This window comes from Bacillus sp. EA-CB0995 (assembly GCF_055814245.1).
Genome location: NZ_CP169269.1, coordinates 1,744,539 through 1,768,690, shown reverse-complemented (window position 1 = coordinate 1,768,690; position 24,152 = coordinate 1,744,539). Strand labels below are relative to the sequence as shown.

The window sequence follows — 24,152 nt, the reverse complement described above, 5'->3', positions numbered from 1 at the left end:
ATTATATTTCCTCCGTCATTTCTTTATAGTATTTTGCTACTCGCTCACGGCGACAATGTTCACCTATCACAATTGCCTTAATACGTTCGCAAGCAAGTTCCACTTCATCATTTTCTACTACGTAGTCATAAGCATCCATCATTTCGATTTCTTCTTTTGCTACTGTTAAACGATTTTGAATTACTTCTTCTGTTTCTGTACCACGACCAACAATGCGGTTTTTAGTTCCGATAAACTTGGAGGAGCTAAAAAGATAAATACTCCTTCTGGAAAAGCTTTCTTTACTTGAATCGCGCCTTGCACTTCGATTTCTAAGAAAACATCTTTTCCTTGCTGCAATGTCTGCTCTACATAATCAATTGGTGTTCCGTAATAGTTTCCAACAAACTCCGCCCATTCAAGCAATTTATTGTTACGAATCATCTCTTCAAATTCTTCTCTCGTTTTAAAGAAATAATCAACACCATCTACTTCTCCTTCACGTGGTTTGCGCGTTGTTATAGAAATAGAGTACTGTAAATTTGTATCTTCTTGACTGAACAATTCCTTTCGAACCGTTCCTTTTCCAACCCCAGAAGGCCCTGAAAGAACAATGAGCAACCCTCTTCTACTTCTCATATATATGTTAAACCTACCCTTCGTCACTTAAATCTTCTTTATTATTTAATCGATGAGCAATTGTCTCTGGTTGTATTGGACTTAATACAATATGTCCATCATCCATAACAATAACTGCTCGTGTTTTTCGACCATAAGTAGCATCAAGCAGCACATTTTGTTCGCGAGCTTCCTGTACTAACCTTTTAATCGGTGCTGATTCCGGACTTACAATGGAAATAATTCGATGTGCAGATACGATATTTCCATATCCAATATTTAAAAACCGCATGGCCATAGTTTGCGCCTCCTAGTAAGTCTATCCGATTTCTCTCTCTCGTATAACTCCGTATACAATTGACAGCTACTCAATATTTTGTACTTGTTCACGAATTTTTTCAAGATTATTTTTCATTTCAACAACATATTTTGAAATTGTTAAGTCATTTGCTTTCGAACCAATTGTATTTATTTCACGATGCATCTCTTGTACAATAAAGTCCATCTTTCTTCCAACCGGTTCTGTACTTTGCAGCGCCTCTTGAAATTGTTCTAAATGACTTTGCAGTCGAACTAACTCTTCATGAATATCACAGCGGTCTGTAAACACCGCTATCTCTGTAAGTAATCGTTGTTCCTCTAATTCTTGATTATGTAATTCTTTCAAACGGTTCTCCAAACGCTCACGATATTTTTGAATGACTGACGGCGCATAGGGAACAATGGCATGCACGCACGTGTGAATTTCTTGCAAACGATGCTCCAAATCTTTATGCAGTCGTTCTCCTTCACCATCACGCATCGTTTTTAACATACTAGCTGCGCGGCGAACCGCTTCATACAAACTATGTTCAAACGTTTCATTTACATTCTCAACTTCTTCAATTGCTGTCACTTCCGGCATAGCAATAAGCTGCTGTAATGTAATCGAATCCTGTAATTGAAATTTCTCCTTCGCTTCTTCCATAATGAGCTTATATTGCTCTAAAAGGGACCAGTCCACGCGTAATTTCCGTTCAACGAGCCCTTCCCCTTCAACAATAATCGATACTTCAATACGTCCGCGGCCAACTTGTTCTGCAATTAATTTACGGATTTTATCCTCGAACACCATCATTTGCTTCGGAAGACGAATATTCATCTCTAAAAAGCGATGATTGACCGACTTCATTTCTACTGTAATTTGAAACGCATCACTTTCTACCTTTGCGCGTCCAAACCCTGTCATACTCGAAATCATTTTATCACATCCAAGCCATGATCTTACTCAATGAAAAAGGTAATAGAGACTCTACTCTACTACCTTTTGAAATTATATCATACTTTTATCCCATTTACTATTTCAAGTTTACACCTCTTTTATATACAATTGGTTTCTTCTTTTCAGGCTTCCCGGTTAGTAAAGATCCCACTAATAAGAATGTTGGAATAGAAGAAAGACCAACAATCAAGAGCCAATCTCTCGCTTTAATTGGCATGGTACTAAAGATCGGTTGCAATGGTGGATAATAAATCACTACCAACATTAGTAAAATCGAAATAAGCACCGCTCCTACTAAGTACATATTTCCAAATGGATTACGGTGAAATACAGAATGCTCACTGCGGCAATCAAACACATGAATAAGCTGTGCTAAAACAAGTGTTGCAAAAGCAACTGTTTGTGCATACTTTAATTCATTTGGATTTTGATTGTGTGCAATAATAAACGCTAAGAGTGTCATAGCACCGATTAAAAAACCGCGGCTAACAATTTTCCATGCAAGTCCTCTCGCAAATACTCCTTCTTTTGGATGACGCGGTTTCCTACGCATAACATCACCTTCTGGTGCATCAAGCCCGAGTGCCATTGCTGGTAAACCATCTGTTACTAAATTCACCCATAATATTTGAATTGGTACGAGCGGCAATGGTAATGCTAGTATCATCGCAAATAACATAACTAAAATTTCTCCAACATTTGATGCTAATAAATAACGAATAAACTTCCGAATGTTTTCGTAAATATTTCTTCCCTCTTTAATTGCTGCTTTTATAGTAGCGAAGTTATCGTCTAATAACACAAGAGATGATGCCTCTTTTGCGACATCTGTCCCCGTAACTCCCATCGCTACCCCAATATCAGCTGCTTTTATAGCAGGGGCATCATTCACACCATCACCGGTCATCGCCACAATATGATCTTTATTTTGCAGCGCCTTCACAATTTTCAATTTATGTTCCGGAGAAACACGTGCAAAGACATACGTTTCATCCACAATATCTTCTAATTCTTCAACCGACATGTTTGCGAGTTCAATTCCTTCCACAACGCGGCCACCAGATGGTAAAATTCCAAGCTGCTCAGCGATTGCCATCGCTGTTACTTTATGGTCTCCTGTAATCATAATCGTTTTAATACCCGCATCTTTACATTCTTGCACCGCTTGCTTCACTTCTGGTCTTGGCGGATCAATCATTCCTTGCAATCCAATAAACATTAAATCTTGTTCTGCTTCTTGTTCATTTTGAATGTGATCAGTTGTTTTTAATGGTTTAAAAGCAATTGCAATTGTACGAAGTGCTTGACTTCCTAAGTGATAAATCGCCGTTTGCACTTCGTTTCTGTACAATTCTGTTAATGGCTGCTGTTTATTTCCCCATAAAATAGTTTGACTCATTTTTAATAAAACATCAGGTGCTCCCTTTGTTATCACAAATTTTTTCCCTGTTTTGTCACGAACAATTACACTCATCATTTTCCGCGTTGAGTCGAACGGAAACTCATGAATAATTTCAAATTGATCCTTTATACCTTCTCTTGAAATGCCAGCCTTCATCGCTGCTACAACGAGCGCCCCTTCTGTCGGGTCACCGTCTAATACATACGTTTTTTTCTTTTTCACAATATTTGCGTTGTTACATAAGCATCCGAATGTGAGGAGTTGATATAAGGAACGGGCCGCTGTTGGGTTTACTTTCTTTTCATCTTTTATAAATTCACCTTTTGGTTCATAGCCCTGCCCCGTTACATTCCAGATTTCACCACTCGACCAGACATGTGTAACCATCATTTTATTTTGCGTCATTGTCCCTGTTTTGTCTGAACAAATGACAGATGCACATCCCAACGTTTCAACCGCTGGAAGCTTTCTTACAATTGCTTTTTTCTTAATCATACGCTGAACGCCAAGTGAAAGTGCTACTGTCACAATCGCAGGCAATCCTTCCGGAATCGCTGCAACAGCAAGCGAAACACCTGCTAAAAACATATGGTACATTTCATTACCTTGATAAACACCAACTAATACAACAAGTGCCGTTAAAATTAATGCGACGATAATTAAAATTTTCCCCAGCTGCTCAAGTCTTCTCTGCAGCGGCGTTTCATTTTGCTCCGCATTTTGCAGCATATTTGCAATTTGTCCCATTGCTGTATTCATTCCTGTGCCAATAACAACTCCAATGCCGGATCCTCTTGTAATCATAGTACCCATAAATGCCATATTTGTTTGATCACCAATTGAAACATCCGAACCATGCAAAACATCAATTTTCTTTTGCACTGGCACGGATTCTCCTGTTAATGCTGATTCTTCAATATATAGACTCGAAGCTTCAATGAGGCGCACATCAGCACCGATACGATCCCCGCTTGAAAATTTAATAATATCCCCAAGCACAAGGCCTTTCGAAGGAATTTTCATCCACTTTCCATTTCGAAGTACAGTTACTTGCGGGGCGGCAAGCTCTTTTAATGCTTCCAACGATTTCTCTGCTTTTCTCTCTTGAAAGAAACCGAGAATTCCATTGATAATGACAATTGCAACAATAGCAATTGCATCAACATATTCTCCTAAAAAAGCAGAAATAATCGTTGCTCCAAACAAAACAAGTACCATAAAATCTTTAAATTGTGCTAAGAACACGACAAGTGCAGAAGGCCGTTTTGCTTCTTGAAGTTCATTTGGGCCAAGTTTTTTTAGTCGACCTTGCACCTCTTGCTCTGTCAACCCTGTCTTTACATTTGTATTCGTTCGTTCTTCAACTTCATGTGCACGCAGTTCATACCAATTCATCTCGCCACCTACCTCCTGATTGCAGACATGCTCTAATGAAAGCTTATTCAGCCTCGTCCGAAAAAATGCTATAATTAACTTTTAGTGAGAAAGGAGTGTTCAACGTGGCATTCGATGGATTATTTACAAGAGCGATCACACACGAAATTGCAAATTCTCTTCAAACAGGAAGAATTTCAAAAATATATCAACCGTCAAAATATGAAATTTTGTTACATATTCGGGCAAACGGAAAAAATCAAAAACTACTTCTTTCCGCACACCCAACGCACGCGCGCATGCACCTTACAACACAAAATTACGATTCTCCTGCATTGCCGCCAATGTTTTGCATGCTTCTTCGTAAACATTTAGAAGGTGGATTTATTGAGAAAATTGAACAAATTGATTTAGAACGAATCATCCAAATTACTATTCGTAGTCGCAATGAAATTGGTGATGAATCATTAAAAACATTAATTATTGAAATAATGGGGCGTCATAGCAATATCATTTTAGTAGACTCCAAAACAAATATAATTTTGGATAGCCTAAAACACGTTTCCTTAGCGGTAAACCGTCACCGCACTGTATATGCTGGAGCTGAATATATTGCACCGCCTGCACAACAGAAAATCAATCCATTGCAAATTGAAACGCAAGAAGAATTTATTCGACCGCTAGACTTTTTAGCAGGAAATATGGATAAACAACTCGTAGGAGCTTTTATGGGGATTTCTCCCCTATTTGCAAAAGAAGTAGTTGCAAAAGCTGGAATGATGAATGAAAATGCATTATCCGAAGTATTTTTTACATTACAAAAACTATTACTAAAACATCAGTATACTCCTTCGATGATCATAGCTAAGGGAAAAGAATTCTTTTATTTATTCCCACTTTCACACTTAAAAGGTGAAGAGAAAGCATTCTCATCTGTAAGCGAATTACTAGATCGTTTCTTCTTCGGGAAAGCAGAGCGTGACCGCGTAAAGCAACAAGCCCATGATTTAGAACGTTTTATGCAAAATGAAAAAGCAAAAAACGAAAAAAATTAATTAAATTGCAAAAAACTTTAGAAGACGCAAGTAAAGCAGATAAATATCAACTATTTGGTGAATTGCTTACAGCCAATATGTATGCAGTGAAAAAAGGCGACAAAGAAGTTGAGGTTATCAATTACTATGATGAAAATAGCGGAACTGTAAAGATCACCTTAGATCCATTACGCACACCGTCAGAAAATGCACAGCGTTATTTCCAAAAATATCAAAAAGCAAAAAATTCTGTAGTAATCGTTGAAGAGCAAATTGAAAAAACAAATGAAGAAATATTTTACTTTGATAGTTTACTACAGCAAATGGAGGCTGCTTCTTCTAAAGATATTGAAGAAATTCGTGAAGAACTAGCCGAAGAAGGATATATGCGTAATCGCAAGTCAAAAAATGCAAAAAAGAAACCAGCAAAACCTGTATTAGACAAATATATTGCAAGTGATGGAACAGAGATTTTAGTCGGAAAAAATAACAAACAAAACGACTATTTAACAAATAAACTTGCACGCCGTGATGAATTTTGGCTTCATACGAAAGACATTCCAGGCTCACACGTTGTCATTCGTTCATTAGAGCCAAGCGAAGAAACATTAATTGAAGCGGCAAAGCTCGCTGCTTACTTTAGTAAAGCAAAGGAATCGAGCTCAGTTCCAGTCGATTATACAAAAATTCGTCATGTGAAAAAGCCGAGCGGAGCGAAGCTTGGATTTGTTACGTATGATAACCAGCAAACGGTGTATGTAACACCTGATGCGGATACTGTTATGAAGTTGAAAGCTTAAAAACAAAGAGATGATTACAATATTGTAATCATCTCTTTGTCTTTCATTTTTTACACAATCATTTGTGATGTCAAATAATATAGACACAAAATAAGCTTTTGTGTCTATATTATTTGACATCGATATAAAAAACTCTTTTCTTCGCAGAGCTTTACTCCCTACTCATGCGGGATAAAGTGAAACTTCCATCAGTGGGGGTTTTCTTCATCCCACTGATGGTTAGTTGAACCAATCTGGCTTTTACGGGCAGTTATCCCCCTATCTTCTTCGCTTTTCTCTGAATCTTGAGGTGGGGGTCTTACTGCCCGTTAATGCGGGATAAAAGATTTTCTCTCTTATAAAAAAAGATTGGCACTATTATTGCTTTATATAAGGAGATGAAAGGGAGGAATTAACATGACTTCAAGAATCAAAAAAATACAAGAACAGCTACATCAATACGGAATAGACGGATTACTGATTACCAAAAAAGAAAACCGCCGATATGCATCTGGATTTACAGGTACTGCTGGAGTTGTCTTACTCTCTCCTACAAATGCAGTATTTATTACAGATTTCCGTTATACAGATCAAGCAAAAGCACAAGTACACGAAGCAGAAATTGTTATGCATAAAGGGAACATAGAACAAGAAATTGCCGCGCAAGTAAACAGATTACAAATAAACAAATTAGGTGTAGAAGAAAATAATATGACGCTGAAACAATATACAGCGTTACAAAATTATATAAATATCGAACTTGTTCATGTAAATGAAATAATAGAGACGATTCGTACCGTGAAGGAAGAGACTGAAATCGAAATGATTAAAATTGCAGCTCGCATCGCGGATGATGCCTTTCAACATATTACAAGCTTCCTTAAACCTGGTGTATCTGAATGGGATGTAAGAGATGAATTAGAATTTTTCATGCGAAAACAAGGGGCTTCCTCTTCATCATTTGACATTATCGTAGCCTCTGGCACTCGCTCTTCTCTCCCGCATGGGGTAGCTACAAGTAAAATCATTGAAGACGGGGATATTGTTACATTAGATTTTGGTGCACTTTATAACGGATATTGCTCTGATTTAACGCGCACTGTTGCAATTGGTAGCTGTTCTGAGGAATTTGTAAAGATATACAACATTGTACTTGAAGCTTTAAAGCGCGGCACTGAGGCAATTCGCCCAGGTGAATCGGCAAAAACAATCGATGATATTACAAGAAATTACATTACTGAACATGGCTACGGTGAATACTTCGGTCATTCAACGGGCCATGGAGTTGGCTTAGAACTTCATGAACCTCTTAGATTATCAAAAGATAGTACAGACACACTGCTAGAAGGAATGGTTGTAACCGTAGAACCAGGTATTTATATCCCAAATTGGGGCGGTTGCAGAATTGAAGATGATATTGTCATTACGAAAACCGGGCATGAAGTGATTACACACGCTAATAGAGAACTTATTGTTCTGGGGTAAAGTGCAACTTTGAATAGCGGGGTTTTCTTCACTCCACTATTCATTAAATCTGATCAATCGAACTTTTACGGACCCTCTCACCTATCTTCTTTTTTTGCATAACCTTGAGATGGTCGATTACTATCAGGGAAAATAATTATAAAAAATAACAGGCTTCTTTCAATATGAAGAAGCCTGTTATTTTTGTTCCACATCAACAAGTAATCAGAACCTATTTTCTTTCCCTATGACTTAGTGAGAAAAGCTATATTCTTTTGTTTTCTTAAACTGGATAACCGCCACTCGGTGGAGGCCATGCCTCAAATAAACGACGCAGCAATACAATTTCTCCTAAATGGTAACTATTATGTGAAGCAATATTACGTAACGTATCGGCCCGCGTTACATCTGGATAATGTGCTAAAGGATCATCAAGTTTTGTAGTTTGAGCAATTGTACAAGCAGTATCGATTCCCGCTAGAAATTGTCTTATAATCTCCGCCCATTCTTCTTGATTTTTCGCCATATTTTCAACTGGCCAACTCTCCTTCACGTGCGCTGGAAGTTGTGGTTTTTCTCCATGTAAACCACGTAAGAGGAAATCTTGCCAATACTTCATATGCATCACTAGTTGATAGATGGAATACGGAATGTTTTCTACTTGTTTTCCTGATAGTTCCCAATCTATATCTGCAATTGCATTTTTAATTGGAATATGCCCGCGTTCTCCTTGTAATGATTTTACTAACGTTCTAGCAAATGATTCATTCAGCAAATGCTTGCTTTCTGTATGCACATCATCTCATCCTTTTCGATTGATTTTTTATCCCGCATTAACGGGCAGTAATACTCCCACCTCAAAATTCAGCGAAAGCATTGTCCAGCTCTAGCGGCTAGAATCTCCGGTCGTTTCGCCCCCTCGAACGAGGCAAAAAGCGCCTCTCTGTCGGGGGCTCCAACGTCCTGCGATTCTGAGCGAGCCGCTTCCGCTTTTCTAAAGAAGTAAGGTGGGAGATAAACTGCCCGTTAAAGCCCGATTGGTTCAACTAATAATCAGTGGGGGATGAAGAAAACCCCCACTGATTAAAGTTTCACTTTATAGATTACCAATCTTAATATCGATTACCAAACGTATCACCAATAGGTGCAATCGTATTTAAGTATGTTAGTTCTTCTTTTGTTAAAGTTATTTCAAGAGCCGCTATGTTTTGCTCTAAATACTTCACTCGCTTTGTACCTGGAATTGGTACGATTCCTTCACCTTGTGCAACGACCCAGGCAAGCGCTAATTGTGCAGGCGTACATTCTTTCTCTAAAGCAAACTGTTTAATTCCTTCAACAATTTTCATATTAGAAGCAAATGCTTCTTCTGAAAAACGTGGATTATAGTATCTCCAATCATCAGGTGTTAATTGATCACGGCTTGTTAAATTACCCGTTAAAAATCCGCGGCCAAGTGGACTATATGGAACAAATCCAACGCCTAATTCACGACAAACCCCTAAAATATCTTTCTCTGGATCACGAGACCAAAGAGAATATTCTGTTTGAACAGTTGAAATTGGATGAATTGCATGAGCTGTTTTTAATTGCTCACCTGTTACTTCAGACAGTCCAATATAACGTACTTTTCCTTCTTGCACTAATTCCGCCATCACACCTACAGTTTCTTCAATTGGTGTATTGGGGTCAACGCGGTGTAAATAATATAAGTCGATGTAGTCTGTCCCTAATCTTCTTAAACTTGCTTCACATGCTTCCTTCACATATTGAGGGGAACCGTTGTATCCTAACGCTTTTGTTGCATTTCGCAGCGCTCCAAACTTCGTTGCAATTTTCACATCATGCCGAAATTCCTGTAACGCTCTCCCTACTAGTTTTTCATTTGTTCCCATTCCCTCTTCATCATATCCATAAATATCCGCTGTATCGAACATTGTAATTCCAAGCTCAAGAGCTCGATGAATTGTTTTAGTCGCCTCTATCTCATCTGTCTGACCATAAAATTCAGACATCCCCATACAACCTAATCCCATTTCCGATACTTCTAATCCTTGTGAACCTAACTTCTTCTTTTTCATAAGTTCGCCTTCTTTCGAAAAGATGATGTAAAAAGAGAATAACATACACCAGAAAACAAGTAAACTATTTTTACTATTTTAGTTTAATTAGTTCAATTTGTATAAATTCATAAATTTATTTATAATAAATGAATTGTAAGGAGGGTTGTTATGTTAAATAACAGTATTGATAATCAAGTAGAAATGAGAAAAAAGCTCATTTTCAAATTATTACCGATCGTAAAAAAACAAGGAATAAGCCCGTTACGAACAGATGATATTGCTCGTTATATGGATATTAGTAAAGCAACGATGTACAAATATTTCTCATCAAAAGAAGAGATTATCCAATACATCGTCAACATTTATGCCGAATATATTACTAGCATTGATCAAACAATTTTTGAAGAAACAGTTCCATTTGGAGAACGATTTCAAAAAACATTTGAACAATCATTACTCATTGCTTTTTACATATCTGATACCTTGCTATTAGATTTAAAACATAATGCTCCAGTACTATACGAACAAATCATACAAGCTCAAAACGAACGAAATAATAAATTAAAAAAATTCTATGAGGAACATATAGAAAACGAAGTGTTCAACACTGTAAATCCAGTACTTATCCTTATCCAAGACGATGTACTACTACGAAAGCTCTTTGAACCTACAATTTTAATTCAAAACAATATGACTTTATATCAAGCACTCTTTGATTATTATGTGCTGAAAAAACATCAAGTCATCCACCATGAATATAGAAATAATGTAGATGATGAAAAAATGAAATCAACGATACAATACATCGTGCAAAAAGTATCCAATTATATATAGACAGGACACCAACTAACACTTGTTTCGTCTAGGGTGAACTTAAATACACGAAAAAGCAGCTCTATAATTCATACTAAAAATATGAATTATAGAGCTGCTTTCATTTTGTTTTACGCAATAAAACAGGAATCTCCTCCTATTTGGAGAAATTAAATACAGGTCTGTATTTCATAACAGGGGGATTTCTATGGAAAATTTATTTTTAATTGATAAGATTGACGGATTAAGCGACGATTTTTCTAAACTTGTTTCGATGATGAACTATGCACGCCTCTCAACTTTACGTGCTGTTCAAGATTTAACAATTGAAGAATTAGACTATTTATATGATGAAAATGCAAATTCAATCGGTATGCTTCTGTATCACATGGCAGCTGTCGAATTTTATTATCAAATTCATACATTTGAAGACAGAGAACCAACAGAGGAAGAACTAGAACGCTGGTTACCAGGTGTTGAACTAGGCAATCTCGGACGCCAGAAAATTAAAAACCAGCCTCTGGAATTCTACATCAACACGTTACAAGAAGTGCGCGATAAAACAATCGCTACATTTCAATCACTTCCAAACGAATGGTTATTTAAAACAACTCCTTTTTGGGAAGACAAGCCGGCAAACAATTATTTCAAATGGTTTCATGTATTTGAGGATGAACTAAGTCATCGTGGGCAAATTCGAATCATTAAAAAGATGCAACAAGCTCATTCTGTAAAATAATATACAAAAAGCTGTATTACTGTATATGTGAAGTAGTACAGCTTTTTGTTATGATTTTGATTTATTTTATTAAAGTAAAAGACACTCTTATTACAGTAAATGAAATTATATACTTTCTTTTGTCCCAGACTCATACTCTTTATCTTCAAACACGACAGAGCACGCCTATTCAGTAGAAGCGTGCTCTGATGATTATTGGATTAATATATTATATTTATTCCCATCATGAATTTAGCTTATATGTTTTAGTTGTGTGTCTTCTTTCTTTCTACTCCGTCCTTTAAGTAAAGCCAAACCAATTAAAATTGCTAAAGTTGTAAAACAAACCACTGTTCCGACTGAAATTCCATTACTAAACGTTGAGCCTATGAAAATAACACATAATCCCACGATTCCAATAATAGTCGTAGTTGGAAATAACTTCATTTTAAAGTTAGGCATCGTTGGATAGGTAGGACGTAATTTAAGTTGTGCAAAGCAAATACTTAACCAAAGCAATAACATTGTAAATCCTGGAATTGTCATCATTGTTCCGATAATACTATCTGGAGCAAAGAATGCTAGTCCTGCACCTATCAATAATAATAAGCCGTTTAAAGAGATTGCAATGATTGGTGCACCTGATTTCGCAGTATGTTTCAATATTTTTGGCGCTTCTCCTTTTTCAGCTAACGCAACCATTGTTCTGGAAGTAGCAAAAACTCCTGAATTCGCAGCTGAAAGAACTGCAGTTAATAAAACAAAATTCATAATGTGTGCAACACCTGGGATACCAATGGCATTCATTACTTGTATAAATGGACTTTCATTTCCTGCAACTTCATTCCAAGGTATTAATCCCGCAATAATTGTAATGGGCAAGATATAAAATATGATTACGCGCCAAACAACACCCTTTATCACTTTAGGCAAAACCTTTTCAGCGTCTTTTGTCTCAGAAATTGCTACCCCTATTAACTCAGATCCTCCGAATGAAAACATGACAATAAAACAAGCACTAAATACCCCTTTAATACCATTTGGAAAGAATCCCCCATGCCCAAGTAAATGTTCCGTTGGTGTCGATGGAGCAAAACTCGTTAGTCCGAATAAGACTGCTCCACCTAAAAGGATGAATAATACAAGTGCCAGAATTTTTATACTAGCAAACCAAAATTCCATTTCGCCATAAAATTTTACCTGAAAACTGTTAATTCCCACAACTAAAAGCGCACAAATAGCACTTAGTAACCAAAGAGGTACATTCGAAAACCAAAATTGTAAAAAAGAGCCTGCAGCTAATATTTCTACAATTGTAACAAGCGTCCAGTTAATCCAGTATAGCCATCCAACTACAAATGATACATGAAATCCAAAAGCCTTATGAACTAAATGTTGAACATTCTGATTTGGATAAACAACAGCCATTTCAGCTAAAGCCACCATAACAATCATCATTAATACCCCACCAAGTAAGTACGAAACAATTACACCAGGCCCGGCAATCCCTAGAGTATCTCCACTCCCTTTGAAAATGCCCGTACCAATCATTCCCGCTAACGCTAAAAATTGAACATGTCTAGGTAATAACTCTTTCTTTAAGCCATCTTTCTTCATTCTTTTTTCCTCTTTCCGTTCCTAATTTTTTTAATTGCTTTGCAAGTAATTTTAAATAATAATAGCCATCTTCCATGGCTATTCACCTCCTTTACATCACTATTTTTACTTGGTGAATGAATTGATTTATATGATCAAAATCCATTTTTTAAGAATAAAGGCCTGTAAGCCTCATCCACAATGAAGCCTCCCAAAAACATAATCATCATTCATACATTTAGGTACTTTTACTTTTAAAAGCAAATAAAAAATCCCTACTGAAATTAATCAGTAGGGACGATTTTATTCGCGGTACCACCCTAATTATTGACAAACTTTATATGTCAATCTCTTCATTCTCTATAACGGCTCTTCACCGTCTTCCCCTTACAATTCGCTCGAAGAAGATGCTCCTGGATTGTAATTCATGCTGTTCTATGTACTGACTTACACCAACCGTCAGCTCTCTTTAACAGGGAGAACATACACTACTTTATTCCATTCATCGCTTATATATTATTTAGTTGTTATGAAAATACAAAAAATCCCTACTGAAATTAATCAGTAGGGACGACTTTATTCGCGGTACCACCCTAATTATTGACAAACTTTATATGTCAATCTCTTCATTCTTTATAACGGCTCTTCACCGTCTTCCCCTTACAATTCGCTCGAAGAAGATGCTCCTGGATTGTAATTCATGCTGTTCTATGTACTGACTTACACCAACCGTCAGCTCTCTTTAACAGGGAGAACATACACTACTTTATTCCATTCATCGCTTTTCTTATTTACTTATAAAGTATCCTATAATAAATATAATAAAAAATCAATATTTTTTATTCCTGTAATTTTCTGTTAACTATACCCATATCCTTTACGAAACATCATCTTAACCATTACAAAAATACAGGATTTACTAATTTTTCGTACGAGTATTAGAGAGAGGAACCGTTTCCCCTTCTGATAAAATTAAATTAATAGAACAAAATGAACATCACATAACAATTGCCTTCGCAAATGAAATCATGCACCACGATAAACATAATATAGAAGGACTACAACGTATATTAGCAGTTAATTCCTTGTCATAAAGCTGGCGAAATACATTTACAAAGCGATTAGGAGGAAAAGAAACGAGTGCAGAAAAACGTTTAACAGGAAAATAATAAATTTATAGAAAAGAGGACAGCGCATGAGTGAATTTATATTCGTATTATTTGTTTGTCCATTACTCGTCTTTATTTTTTCTGTTATTGGTACACGAATTACAAAGACGTATTATATAATGCCTATTATTACGTTTGCGATTTTTCTTATTGTAGCAGTAGCGTTATTTAATCGATCATTTTTCTTTTGGGTAGGGATGTATAGTATTTTTTCGTTTCTTGTTTCTTATATGACGTTATTATTTGTAAAAGGAGACAAAGAGGTAGAAAAAAAGCAATAACCGTATAATTGCATAAAGAAAACACGACCGAGTTTCCCCCACGGTCGTGTTTTCTTTTATTATTATGCTGTAATCCAAGCCTCATCAGCTGGATTTTTGCGCCATTCTTGTAGTTTTTTCGTTTCTGCTTCGCCAATCATACCTTTTTCTGCTGCTACTTCTGTAAGTGCACTGTAGTCGCTTAAAGAGTATGATGCAACGTTTGCTGCTGCTAATTTTTCTTTTCCTGCTTCAAGTTCGTATGTGAAGATTGATACGATTCCTAATACTTCACAACCAGCTTCGCGAAGTGCCTCTACACAAGTAATTGCACTGCCGCCAGTTGAGATTAAATCTTCTACTACGACAACTTTTTGGCCTTTTTCTGCTTTACCTTCGATTTGGTTTCCTTTACCATGCCCTTTTGCCTTGCTGCGTACATAACACATTGGTAAGTTCATACGATCGCTTACCCAAGCAGCATGTGCAATCCCTGCTGTTGCTGTTCCTGCAATAACCTCTACAGTTGGGAAGTGTGTTTGAATTAATTCTTCTAATCCTGCTGCAATCGCTTGACGTACTTCTGGATATGATAATGTTAAACGATTATCACAATAAATTGGTGATTTCATTCCAGAAGACCATGTAAATGGATCATTTGGTTGTAAGAATACTGCTCCGATATCTAATAAATGAGATGCGATTTGTTTTTTCATACTGTTACACCCTCCCACTGTTCTTTTACAATTTGATACGCTGCGCGCGGATTTTCTGCTTTTGTAATACTACGTCCTACTACGATATAACTAGAGCCTAGTTCACGCGCACGTTTTGGCGTTGCTACGCGAACTTGATCATTTACATCATCGCTTGCAAGACGAATCCCCGGTGTTACTGTTACGAAAGCATCTCCGCATACTTCACGCAATTTTGGTACTTCCAGCGTTGAACAAACAACACCGTCCAGACCGCTTTCTTTCGTTAATTTCGCATAATGAGCAACCGCTTCTTCTAACGTTTTCTCAATGCCGATCTCTTTTTTCATTACTTCTTCCGATGTACTTGTTAGTTGTGTAACTGCAATACAAATCGGTCTCTCTTTTCCTTCTTTCTTACCTTCCTCTAATCCCTCAAGCGCCGCTTTCATCATACTGCTTCCCCAGCAGCATGAACGTTTACCATATCAACTTCTAAACTAGCTAAATTGCGCATTGCGCTTTTCACTGTGTTCGGAATATCATGAAGCTTCAAATCTAAAAAGATTTGATGTCCTTTTTCTTTTAGGTACGTAATAATAGCAGGTCCCTCTTTGTAAAACAGTTCCATACCAACTTTGACAAATAATTGTTCCCCTTCAAAGTGACTTAAAAACTGTTCTACCTCTGCTTTACCTGGAAAATCCAGTGCAACAATTAGCGACTGTGACATGTTTACTTCCAGCTCCTTCCCTGACATTCCGAAATGTGTTCAAATCCTAATTCATCTAAAAGTGCTGGTAATTCTTCAATAATTGTTGGACATACAAACGGATCGACGAAGTTTGCTGTTCCAACGGCTACTGCACTTGCACCAGCGTAGAAGAACTCAATTACATCTTCCGCTGATTCAATACCGCCCATTCCGATAATTGGAATGTTAACAGCTTGACTCACTTCGTGCACCATACGAATCGCCACTGGCTTAATCGCTGGGCCTGATAGTCCCCCTGTACGATTTGCTAAAATTGGTTTTGCTGTTTTTAAATCTAGACGCATACCAAGCAATGTATTAATCATCGTTAATCCGTCCGCACCTGCATTTTCGATTGCCTTTGCAATCTCCACAATGTTTGCCACGTTCGGTGACAATTTCACATATACCGGTACTTCAGAAACCTCTTTTACTCGCTTCGTTAAATCAGCAGCAATTTCTGGAACTGTACCAAAAGCGATACCGCCTGTTTTTACGTTTGGACAAGAAATATTTAATTCTAGTGCATGAACATTTGGTGCTTTCGAAATTTCCTTTGCTACTGCTACATAATCTTCAGCTTGTGAGCCCGCAACGTTCGCAATAATCGGAAGATCGAATTGCTCTAGCCATGGTAATTCAGACGTCATTACCTTTTCTAATCCTGGGTTTTGAAGCCCGATTGCATTTAGCATTCCGCCTGGTGTTTCTGCAACACGAGGCGTTGGATTTCCATAACGAGGTTGTTCCGTTGTTGCTTTAATCATGATTGATCCAAGTACACTTAAATCATAAAACTGCGCATACTCACGACCAAATCCAAAGCAACCAGATGCTGGGATAATTGGATTCTTTAATGATAATCCTGGTAATTCAACTTGCAACCTGTTCATAGTACAACCTCCCCGATTGGAAATACTGGCCCGTCACTACACACCTTCTTGTAAGAATGTCCACTTGGATCTTCTTGCAAGTGGCATACACATGCGAAACACGCTCCAATACCACAGCCCATACGTTCTTCTAGTGAAATGTAGGCTTTTTTCTCTTTATAGCGTCCTTCTAGTGCCCGTAGCATCGCTAAAGGTCCACATGAGTATAGAATGTCAAAGTCAATTCCATAGCTATCAATTACATCTGTTACAAATCCTTTTGTACCATGTGTACCGTCTACTGTTGCAACATACGTATCGCCAAGCTCTGCAAATTTCTCTTCGTAGAAGACAACATCTTTTGTTTGGAAACCTAAGATGTGAATAACGCGTACTCCCTTTGCTACAAGACGCTGTGACAATTCATATAGTGGTGGTACACCAATTCCCCCGCCAACTAATAGAGCCGTTTGTCCAGATTCCGCTTCTTCTACAGGAAATCCATGACCTAATGGTCCTAATACGTCTACAAGTTCACCTTGCTTTTTCTTCGCTAATGTTTTTGTTCCTTGTCCTTCCGCACGATATAGCATTGTAAATTCGTTCTTTTCTTGATCAACATTACAAATACTAATTGGGCGGCGCAGAAGGGGCGTGATGCCCTCTGCGACTTTAATGTGTACAAACTGCCCTGGTTCGTTCATTTGCTGTACAAGATCACCTTGAAGCACTAATTCATAAATGTTTTTTGCGATTTCTGTTTGGTTAACGACGATCATATTTTGCTTTTGCATCATGCATGTACCACCTCGTGACGCTGGGTTGGCGCAATTTCTTTCATAGCATGAGCTGAGAATGTCATAGATTCTAGTACGCGCAAGATTGCTCTTGTTGTATCTAGTGATGTTAAGCATGCTACTCCATTTTCTACAGACTCACGACGAATACGGAAGCCATCACGCGCTGGTTGTTTTCCTTTTGTTAATGTATTGATTACAAACTGTGCTTTTCCTTGACGGATAATATCAAGTAAGTTGTAGTCTTCAGAATCAATTTTGTTTACAACTTGCACCGGAATGTTTTGCTCTGTTAACGATTGTGCTGTTCCTGCTGTTGCTAATAAGTTATAGCCGATTTCATGGAAGCGTTTTGCAATTTCCATCGCTTCTTCTTTGTCTTTATCAGCTACAGTAATGATTACTGATCCGTGCGTTGGAATATTAATTCCAGAAGCAACAAGTCCTTTATATAATGCTTTTTCAAGCGTTAAATCTTTACCCATTACTTCCCCTGTTGATTTCATTTCAGGTCCTAATGTTGTATCAACTGAGCGTAGTTTTGCAAATGAGAATACTGGAGCTTTTACGTATACTTCCTTCTCTTCTGGGCGATAGCCAGTTTCATAACCTTGCTCTACTAGGTTTTGACCTAAAATAACTTTCGTTGCGATATTTGCCATCGGTACGCCTGTAATTTTACTTAAGAATGGTACTGTACGGCTCGCACGTGGGTTTACTTCAATTACATACACTTCATCTTTGAATACTACAAACTGGATATTTAGTAATCCAACAATGTTTAATCCTCGTCCAAGTGCAATTGTATTTTCGATAATTTGTTCTTTCAGTTTTGCAGATAAGCTTTGTGGTGGGTATACTCCAATTGAGTCACCAGAGTGAACTCCAGCGCGTTCAATATGTTCCATAATACCTGGAATGAATACATTTTCACCGTCTGAAATTGCATCTACTTCAATTTCTTTACCAACCATGTAACGGTCAATTAATACTGGGTGATCCGCATGAACTTTAACTGCGTTCTTCATGTAGTGCAGCAGTTCTTCTTGACGATATACGATTTCCATTGCACGTCCACCAAGTACGTAAGATGGTCTTACTAATACTGGGTAACCAATTTTGTCAGCGATCGCTACCGCTTGTTCTACAGTCGTTGCTGTTTTACCAACTGGTTGCGGGATACCAAGCTGTGTTAAAGCCGCTTCAAACTTATCACGATCTTCTGCACGGTCTAAATCTTCAAGTGATGTTCCTAAAATTTTCACACCATGTTCTTCTAATTTAGCAGCTAAGTTAATTGCCGTTTGTCCACCGAATTGGACGATAACACCTTCTGGCTTCTCTAAATCAATGATGTGCATTACATCTTCGATTGTTAGTGGTTCAAAGTATAATTTGTCAGAAATACTGAAGTCTGTTGAAACTGTTTCTGGGTTGTTATTAACAATGATTGCCTCATATCCAGCTTCTTTAATTGCCCATACAGAGTGAACTGTTGCATAGTCAAACTCAACACCTTGACCAATACGGATTGGACCAGATCCTAGTACAACTACACTCTTACGATCTGTTACAATCGATTCATTCTCGTCACCGTATGTGCTGTAGTAGTATGGTGTTGCAGATTCAAACTCTGCCGCACAAGTATCTACCATTTTATAAACAGGAGTCATATTGCTTTCTTTACGCATATCGTAAATTTCACGCTCTGTTTTATTCCAAGCAGCTGCAATGTAGTGATCACTGAAGCCCATTTTTTTCGCAGATTGTAATACTTCCATATTTCCTACATTTTCTTTTACTTTGCGTTCCATATTTACGATGTTTTCAACTTTTTGTAAGAAGAAGAAGTCCATTTCACACCATGAGTTAATTTCTTCTTTCGTTACACCTTGACGGATTGCTTCTGCTACAACAAACAGTCGCTCATCATCAGCTTTAATAATGCGTTTTTTCATTGTTTCTTTATCAAGCTCTTTTAAGTGGTCTAACTCTAAGTGATAAATGCCAAGCTCTAGAGAACGAACCGCTTTTAATAATGATTCCTCTAAGTTACGTCCGATTGACATAACTTCACCTGTTGCTTTCATCTGCGTACCAAGCGTTCTGTTTGCTGATTCAAACTTATCAAATGGCCAGCGCGGAATTTTTGAAACAACATAGTCTAATGCCGGCTCGAAGCAAGCGTATGTTTTTTGTGTTACTGGGTTTACAATTTCATCTAATGTTAAACCGACTGCAATTTTCGCCGCTAGCTTCGCAATTGGATATCCAGTTGCTTTAGATGCTAGTGCAGACGAACGACTTACACGCGGGTTTACTTCGATTACATAGTATTGGAAGCTATGTGGATCAAGTGCAAGCTGAACGTTACATCCACCTTCAATTCCTAATGCGCGAATAATTCTTAATGAAGTGTTACGTAACATTTGATATTCACGATCACTTAACGTTTGGCTTGGTGCAACAACGATAGAATCCCCTGTATGCACACCAACTGGATCAATGTTTTCCATATTACATACTACGATGGCATTATCATTGGAATCACGCATTACTTCATATTCAATTTCCTTACAACCAGCAATACTCTTTTCTAATAAACATTGTGTTACTGGACTATGTTTTAATCCACCTGATACGATTTCAATTAGTTCTTCTTCATTACTACAGATTCCGCCACCTGTTCCCCCCATTGTAAATGCTGGGCGAACAATAACTGGATAACCAATTTCTTTTACAAATTCATGTGCTTCTTCTAGCGTATGAATAATGGTGCTAGATGGAATTGGTTCATTTAATTCCTGCATTAATGTACGGAATAAATCACGATCCTCCGCTTGCTCGATTGCTGATAATTTTGTTCCTAAAATTTCAACTCCGCACTCTTCAAGTATGCCTGATTTCGCAAGTTCAACAGCCATATTCAACCCTGTTTGACCACCTAATGTTGGTAGGATTGCATCTGGACGTTCTTTACGAATGATACGGCTTACGAATTCTAATGTTAATGGTTCTATATATACTTTATCTGCTGTTGCAGTATCTGTCATAATTGTTGCTGGGTTAGAGTTAACAAGGATTACTTTGTAACCTTCTTCTCTAAGAGATTGACAAGCTTGTGTACCAGAGTAATCAAACTCTGCTGCTTGCCCAATTACAATTGGTCCTGATCCGATTACTAAAATTGTGTTAATGTCTAGGCGTTTTGGCATAACTCTTCCCCTTCTTTCTTGAAGTTTTCAATCATTGCTAAGAAATCTTCGAATAAATCATTTGCATCTTCTGGTCCTGCTGATGCTTCTGGATGATATTGCACTGTAAATGCTGGGAACTTCTTATGACGAAGACCTTCTACTGTACCGTCGTTTAAAGCAACATGCGTAATTTCAAGATCTGTATTTTTAACTGACTCTTCTTCTACTGCGTAACCATGGTTTTGAGAAGTGATTGCTACTTTTCCAGTTGCAAGGTGTTTTACTGGGTGATTTAAACCACGGTGACCGAATTTTAACTTGCTTGTATTCGCACCAGATGCTAGAGCGAATAATTGATGGCCAAGGCAAATCCCGAATAAAGGTACTTTTCCGATGATTTCTTTTAACATTTCAATTGCTTCTGGCACATCTTTTGGATCCCCAGGTCCATTACTTAACATAATTCCATCTGGGCTAAGGCGTAAAATTTCTTGCGCCGTTGTATTGTAAGGTACAACAATTACATCACAATCACGTTTATTTAATTCTCGTAAAATACCGTGTTTCATACCGAAGTCTACAAGTACAACACGATGACCACGACCTGGACTTGGATATGGATCTTTTGTTGATACGCGTTTCACATGATCTGTAAAGACAGTTGCTTTCAATTGGCTAACGATGTACTCTACATCCGCATCCATGTTGCAAAGACGTCCGCGTAATGTTCCATATTGACGAATTTTTCGTGTTAATTTTCTTGTATCAATTCCTGCTAATCCTGGAATGTTTCTTTCTTTTAAATAATCATCTAACGAAATTTCATTACGGAAGTTAGATGGGTGAGCACAAATTTCGTTTACTATTAAACCATTTACAGATGGATGAATTGATTCGAAATCATCACGGTTAATGCCGTAGTTTCCGATTAATGGGTACGTAAATGTTACAATTTGACCGCAGTATGATGGATCAGATAATGTTTCTTGATATCCAGTCATTCCAGTTGTAAATACAACCTCACCTGACTTTTCGATTTCTCCTCCGAAACCTTCTCCAATTAAAATTGTTCCATCTTCTAATATAAGCTGTCTTTTCATACTAATGCACTCTCCTTTTGCCATGCGATCTTACCGCCAACTAATGTCATAACCGGCCATCCTTGACACTTCCAGCCTGCAAATGGCGTATTTTTTCCTTTTGATAAGAATGTTGTTGGGTCAATCTCTTCTTCTTGTTCTAAATCGATAATTGTAATATCAGCAGCTCTTCCTTCTTGCAGTCGGCCTGCTTCTAAATCAAATGTATCAGCTGGTTTTTCTGTTAAGAATTGAATTAACTGTTCTAATGTGATAATTCCCTTTTTCACAAGGTTTGTATATAGTAGTGGGAATGCTGTTTCAAAACCAGTAATTCCAAACGGTGCTCTTTCAATCCCTTGTGCTTTCTCTTCCGCAGTATGCGGTGCGTGGTCAGTTGCGATCATATCGATCGTTCCATCTAATAATCCTTCGATTAACGCTTCATGATCTTCTTTTCCTCGAAGCGGTGGATTCATTTTAAAGTTTGGATCCATACCTGGGATATCATCTTCACATAATACTAAGTGATGCGGTGTTACTTCTGCTGTTACTTTAATTCCAGCACGCTTTGCATCACGAATCACACGTACAGATCCTTTTGTACTTACGTGACATACGTGATAGTGACACCCTGCTGCTTCTGCAAGTAATATGTCCCGGGCAATATGTACTGACTCACATACTGATGGGATACCGTTTAAGCCGTGTTTCTCAGAAAACTTGCCTTCATGTACACACCCTTTATTGATTAGCGTATTTTCTTCACAGTGTGCAACAACTGCCATATTTAATTTTGCTGCACGCTTCATCGCTGCCAGCATCATGCTTGCATCCTGTACGCCTACTCCATCATCAGTAAACGCGAATGCTCCAAGTTCTTTTAATGTTTCAAAGTCTGTCATTTCAGAACCTGCTTGGCGTACTGTAATCGCTCCATATGGCAGTACATTTACATGCGCTTTTTCTTTAATTCGTTTTTGCAAGTCTTCCATATGTTCTCTGCTGTCTGGTACTGGACGTGTATTTGGCATTGCGCAAATTGTTGTAAATCCACCTTTTGCTGCCGCAAGTGTACCTGTTTCAATTGTTTCTTTATGTTCACCACCTGGTTCGCGAAGATGAACGTGTACATCTACTAATCCAGGTGCAATTAATTTTCCGTTTACATCGATTACTTCAGCATTATCTGCCGTAATATTTTCTGCTACTTTCGCAATTTTACCGTCTTGTACGAGAAGATCTGTTGCTACGATTTTTCCTTCTTCATTCAAATAACGTCCATTTTTAAATAAATAGTTCATGTTTTATTCCTCCTAATACATTTGGTAATGCGCGTTTTAGTACAGCCATTCTTACGTAAACTCCATTTTCCATCTGTTTGAATATGCGTGAACGCTCACACTCAACGAGTTCACTTGCAATTTCTACATCACGGTTTACAGGAGCTGGATGCATAATAATGCTTCCTTGTTTCATACGCTTTTCTCGTTCAATTGTTAGTCCGTGCTGCTCATGATACTCTTTCATGATATCTGTTTCATAATGATCATGACGCTCATGTTGCACACGAAGTAACATCATCACATCAACTTCTGGAACAAGTTCATCTAAACTTCTGTATGTTCCAAATGTGTTCGTTTCATCTTTCCACTCTTCAGGGCTAGCAAAGTAAATCGTTGCTCCTAGTTTTGTTAAAGCTTCAGCATTAGAACGTGCTACTCGGCTATGGCGAATATCTCCAACAATCGCAATCTTTAATCCTTCAAATCCTCCAAACTCTTGTTTAATTGTTAGAAGATCTAGAAGACATTGCGTTGGATGATTTCCACATCCATCGCCAGCATTCAAGATTGGAATGTTTACTTGATCCTTTAGCTCATCAAAGTAGCGATCTTGTTGATGGCGGATGACCACTGCTTTTGTTCCGATTGATTCAAGTGTTCTTATCGTATCGTAAAGTGTTTCTCCTTTTTGTACGCTAGAAGACTCTGCCGAGAAGTTCAGAACATCGAGCCCTAATCGCTTCTCTGCTACTTCAAAGCTAAAACGTGTTCTCGTACTGTTCTCAAAGAATAAGTTTGCAACAAACGTTTGCTCTTTCGTTCTTATTCCTTTTCCACTTGCGAAATCTTCTGCATCTTTTAGGATTTCTGAAATCTCCTGCTCCGATAATTCACTCATCGTTAACAAATGGTTCATTGTCATCCCTCATCTTTCTGATTTTT

The 24,152-nt window shown here is 37.7% G+C and carries 18 protein-coding genes, 3 pseudogenes and 2 other annotated features; of the genes and pseudogenes, 6 read left to right on the top strand and 15 right to left on the bottom strand.

Translation table 11 applies throughout. The features are described from left to right. Window position 1 precedes the first annotated feature (1 nt). The 4 genes and pseudogenes from gmk to ACEWFJ_RS09315 all read right to left on the bottom strand — a co-directional run bounded on the left by gmk (window position 2) and on the right by ACEWFJ_RS09315 (window position 4,655). Window positions 2–618: pseudogene (gmk, locus tag ACEWFJ_RS09330) on the bottom strand (guanylate kinase). 13 nt (window positions 619–631) lie between these two features. Beyond that, entirely contained in the window at window positions 632–895 is a 264-nt protein-coding gene (gene remA / locus ACEWFJ_RS09325; protein WP_020059206.1) for an extracellular matrix/biofilm regulator RemA, read from the bottom strand. A gap of 66 nt (window positions 896–961) precedes the next feature. Then, window positions 962–1,837 carry a YicC/YloC family endoribonuclease gene (locus ACEWFJ_RS09320; RefSeq protein WP_098311139.1) on the bottom strand — a complete coding sequence of 292 codons (876 nt, stop codon included), beginning with the start codon at window positions 1,835–1,837 and terminating at the stop codon, window positions 962–964. 97 nt (window positions 1,838–1,934) lie between these two features. Next, window positions 1,935–4,655: a calcium-translocating P-type ATPase, SERCA-type gene (locus ACEWFJ_RS09315; protein ID WP_473691768.1), complete on the bottom strand. Its 2,721-nt coding sequence runs from the start codon at window positions 4,653–4,655 to the stop codon at window positions 1,935–1,937. A 104-nt stretch (window positions 4,656–4,759) separates the two neighbouring features. Between ACEWFJ_RS09315 and ACEWFJ_RS09310 the strand changes: the two are divergent. Together ACEWFJ_RS09310 and ACEWFJ_RS09305 are read left to right on the top strand one after the other, a co-directional pair. Then, window positions 4,760–6,468 (top strand): annotated as a pseudogene (locus ACEWFJ_RS09310) (Rqc2 family fibronectin-binding protein). 396 nt (window positions 6,469–6,864) lie between these two features. Beyond that, a complete protein-coding gene (locus ACEWFJ_RS09305) occupies window positions 6,865–7,932 on the top strand; it encodes a M24 family metallopeptidase (protein ID WP_473691766.1) in 1,068 nt (355 codons plus the stop codon). Between the two features lie 262 nt (window positions 7,933–8,194). On the opposite strand, the gene ACEWFJ_RS09300 is transcribed toward ACEWFJ_RS09305, so the two are convergent. Both ACEWFJ_RS09300 and ACEWFJ_RS09295 read right to left on the bottom strand, forming a co-directional pair. Beyond that, the gene (locus ACEWFJ_RS09300) at window positions 8,195–8,707 is read right to left on the bottom strand and encodes a DinB family protein (protein ID WP_473691764.1); all 513 of its coding nucleotides are present in this window, start codon (window positions 8,705–8,707) and stop codon (window positions 8,195–8,197) included. Window positions 8,708–9,023: 316 nt separating this feature from the next. Then, window positions 9,024–9,992, bottom strand: coding sequence for an aldo/keto reductase (locus ACEWFJ_RS09295; RefSeq protein ID WP_473691762.1), 969 nt, complete (start codon window positions 9,990–9,992; stop codon window positions 9,024–9,026). Between the two features lie 150 nt (window positions 9,993–10,142). On the opposite strand from ACEWFJ_RS09295, the gene ACEWFJ_RS09290 reads away from it, so the two are divergent. Both ACEWFJ_RS09290 and ACEWFJ_RS09285 read left to right on the top strand, forming a co-directional pair. Beyond that, on the top strand, window positions 10,143–10,808 hold the full coding sequence (locus ACEWFJ_RS09290; RefSeq protein WP_473691760.1) for a TetR/AcrR family transcriptional regulator: 666 nt from the start codon (window positions 10,143–10,145) through the stop codon (window positions 10,806–10,808). Window positions 10,809–10,995: 187 nt separating this feature from the next. Next, a complete protein-coding gene (locus tag ACEWFJ_RS09285; protein ID WP_098305502.1) occupies window positions 10,996–11,526 on the top strand; it encodes a DinB family protein in 531 nt (176 codons plus the stop codon). A gap of 231 nt (window positions 11,527–11,757) precedes the next feature. On the opposite strand, the gene ACEWFJ_RS09280 is transcribed toward ACEWFJ_RS09285, so the two are convergent. Continuing rightward, window positions 11,758–13,122, bottom strand: coding sequence for an amino acid permease (locus ACEWFJ_RS09280; protein ID WP_473691758.1), 1,365 nt, complete (start codon window positions 13,120–13,122; stop codon window positions 11,758–11,760). Window positions 13,123–13,391: 269 nt separating this feature from the next. Then, window positions 13,392–13,616, bottom strand: a binding site (T-box leader). Window positions 13,617–13,664: 48 nt separating this feature from the next. Then, window positions 13,665–13,889 (bottom strand) — a binding site (T-box leader). A gap of 240 nt (window positions 13,890–14,129) precedes the next feature. Between ACEWFJ_RS09280 and ACEWFJ_RS09275 the strand changes: the two genes are divergently transcribed. Both ACEWFJ_RS09275 and ACEWFJ_RS09270 read left to right on the top strand, forming a co-directional pair. Further along, complete coding sequence (locus tag ACEWFJ_RS09275; RefSeq protein ID WP_473692410.1) at window positions 14,130–14,195, top strand: 3-alpha domain-containing protein; 66 nt, start codon at window positions 14,130–14,132, stop codon at window positions 14,193–14,195. Between the two features lie 101 nt (window positions 14,196–14,296). After that, window positions 14,297–14,551 (top strand): YbeF family protein, encoded by a 255-nt coding sequence (locus ACEWFJ_RS09270; RefSeq protein ID WP_255258074.1) that lies wholly within the window; start codon window positions 14,297–14,299, stop codon window positions 14,549–14,551. A gap of 62 nt (window positions 14,552–14,613) precedes the next feature. Here the strand turns inward: ACEWFJ_RS09270 and pyrE are convergent, their stop codons facing one another. From pyrE to ACEWFJ_RS09230, 8 genes and pseudogenes are all read right to left on the bottom strand, one after another. Further along, window positions 14,614–15,246 carry an orotate phosphoribosyltransferase gene (pyrE, locus tag ACEWFJ_RS09265; protein ID WP_098305508.1) on the bottom strand — a complete coding sequence of 211 codons (633 nt, stop codon included), beginning with the start codon at window positions 15,244–15,246 and terminating at the stop codon, window positions 14,614–14,616. Continuing rightward, window positions 15,243–15,958, bottom strand: a pseudogene (gene pyrF / locus ACEWFJ_RS09260) (orotidine-5'-phosphate decarboxylase). The gene pyrE and the pseudogene pyrF overlap by 4 nt, the downstream one beginning before the upstream one ends. Before the next feature lie 2 nt (window positions 15,959–15,960). Then, on the bottom strand, window positions 15,961–16,872 hold the full coding sequence (gene pyrD, locus ACEWFJ_RS09255; protein WP_154710753.1) for a dihydroorotate oxidase B catalytic subunit: 912 nt from the start codon (window positions 16,870–16,872) through the stop codon (window positions 15,961–15,963). Then, on the bottom strand, window positions 16,869–17,648 hold the full coding sequence (pyrK, locus tag ACEWFJ_RS09250; RefSeq protein ID WP_429714154.1) for a dihydroorotate oxidase B electron transfer subunit: 780 nt from the start codon (window positions 17,646–17,648) through the stop codon (window positions 16,869–16,871). The genes pyrD and pyrK overlap by 4 nt, the downstream gene beginning before the upstream one ends. Then, window positions 17,645–20,863 (bottom strand): carbamoyl-phosphate synthase large subunit, encoded by a 3,219-nt coding sequence (gene carB / locus ACEWFJ_RS09245; RefSeq protein ID WP_473691755.1) that lies wholly within the window; start codon window positions 20,861–20,863, stop codon window positions 17,645–17,647. The genes pyrK and carB overlap by 4 nt, the downstream gene beginning before the upstream one ends. Continuing rightward, window positions 20,848–21,945 (bottom strand): carbamoyl phosphate synthase small subunit, encoded by a 1,098-nt coding sequence (locus ACEWFJ_RS09240; protein WP_473691753.1) that lies wholly within the window; start codon window positions 21,943–21,945, stop codon window positions 20,848–20,850. The genes carB and ACEWFJ_RS09240 overlap by 16 nt, the downstream gene beginning before the upstream one ends. Beyond that, window positions 21,942–23,228 carry a dihydroorotase gene (gene pyrC, locus ACEWFJ_RS09235; RefSeq protein ID WP_473691751.1) on the bottom strand — a complete coding sequence of 429 codons (1,287 nt, stop codon included), beginning with the start codon at window positions 23,226–23,228 and terminating at the stop codon, window positions 21,942–21,944. Before pyrC ends, ACEWFJ_RS09240 begins: the two co-directional genes overlap by 4 nt. Continuing rightward, window positions 23,212–24,126, bottom strand: a complete 915-nt coding sequence (locus ACEWFJ_RS09230; protein WP_473691749.1) for an aspartate carbamoyltransferase catalytic subunit — start codon at window positions 24,124–24,126, stop codon at window positions 23,212–23,214. Before ACEWFJ_RS09230 ends, pyrC begins: the two co-directional genes overlap by 17 nt. Window positions 24,127–24,152: the final 26 nt, after the last annotated feature.

Bases quoted from the DNA above. Each gene is read 5' to 3' on its own strand.
- ACEWFJ_RS09290 (WP_473691760.1), top strand. From the start codon at position 10,143: ATGTTAAATAACAGTATTGATAATCAAGTAGAAATGAGAAAAAAGCTC.
- remA (WP_020059206.1), bottom strand. From the start codon at position 895: ATGGCCATGCGGTTTTTAAATATTGGATATGGAAATATCGTATCTGCA.
- ACEWFJ_RS09295 (WP_473691762.1), bottom strand. From the start codon at position 9,992: ATGAAAAAGAAGAAGTTAGGTTCACAAGGATTAGAAGTATCGGAAATG.
- pyrE (WP_098305508.1), bottom strand. From the start codon at position 15,246: ATGAAAAAACAAATCGCATCTCATTTATTAGATATCGGAGCAGTATTC.
- ACEWFJ_RS09285 (WP_098305502.1), top strand. From the start codon at position 10,996: ATGGAAAATTTATTTTTAATTGATAAGATTGACGGATTAAGCGACGAT.
- ACEWFJ_RS09280 (WP_473691758.1), bottom strand. From the start codon at position 13,122: ATGAAGAAAGATGGCTTAAAGAAAGAGTTATTACCTAGACATGTTCAA.
- ACEWFJ_RS09320 (WP_098311139.1), bottom strand. From the start codon at position 1,837: ATGATTTCGAGTATGACAGGGTTTGGACGCGCAAAGGTAGAAAGTGAT.
- ACEWFJ_RS09315 (WP_473691768.1), bottom strand. From the start codon at position 4,655: ATGAATTGGTATGAACTGCGTGCACATGAAGTTGAAGAACGAACGAAT.
- ACEWFJ_RS09240 (WP_473691753.1), bottom strand. From the start codon at position 21,945: ATGAAAAGACAGCTTATATTAGAAGATGGAACAATTTTAATTGGAGAA.
- pyrK (WP_429714154.1), bottom strand. From the start codon at position 17,648: ATGATGCAAAAGCAAAATATGATCGTCGTTAACCAAACAGAAATCGCA.
- ACEWFJ_RS09230 (WP_473691749.1), bottom strand. From the start codon at position 24,126: ATGAACCATTTGTTAACGATGAGTGAATTATCGGAGCAGGAGATTTCA.
- pyrD (WP_154710753.1), bottom strand. From the start codon at position 16,872: ATGAACAGGTTGCAAGTTGAATTACCAGGATTATCATTAAAGAATCCA.
- ACEWFJ_RS09305 (WP_473691766.1), top strand. From the start codon at position 6,865: ATGACTTCAAGAATCAAAAAAATACAAGAACAGCTACATCAATACGGA.
- carB (WP_473691755.1), bottom strand. From the start codon at position 20,863: ATGCCAAAACGCCTAGACATTAACACAATTTTAGTAATCGGATCAGGA.
- ACEWFJ_RS09270 (WP_255258074.1), top strand. From the start codon at position 14,297: ATGAGTGAATTTATATTCGTATTATTTGTTTGTCCATTACTCGTCTTT.
- pyrC (WP_473691751.1), bottom strand. From the start codon at position 23,228: ATGAACTATTTATTTAAAAATGGACGTTATTTGAATGAAGAAGGAAAA.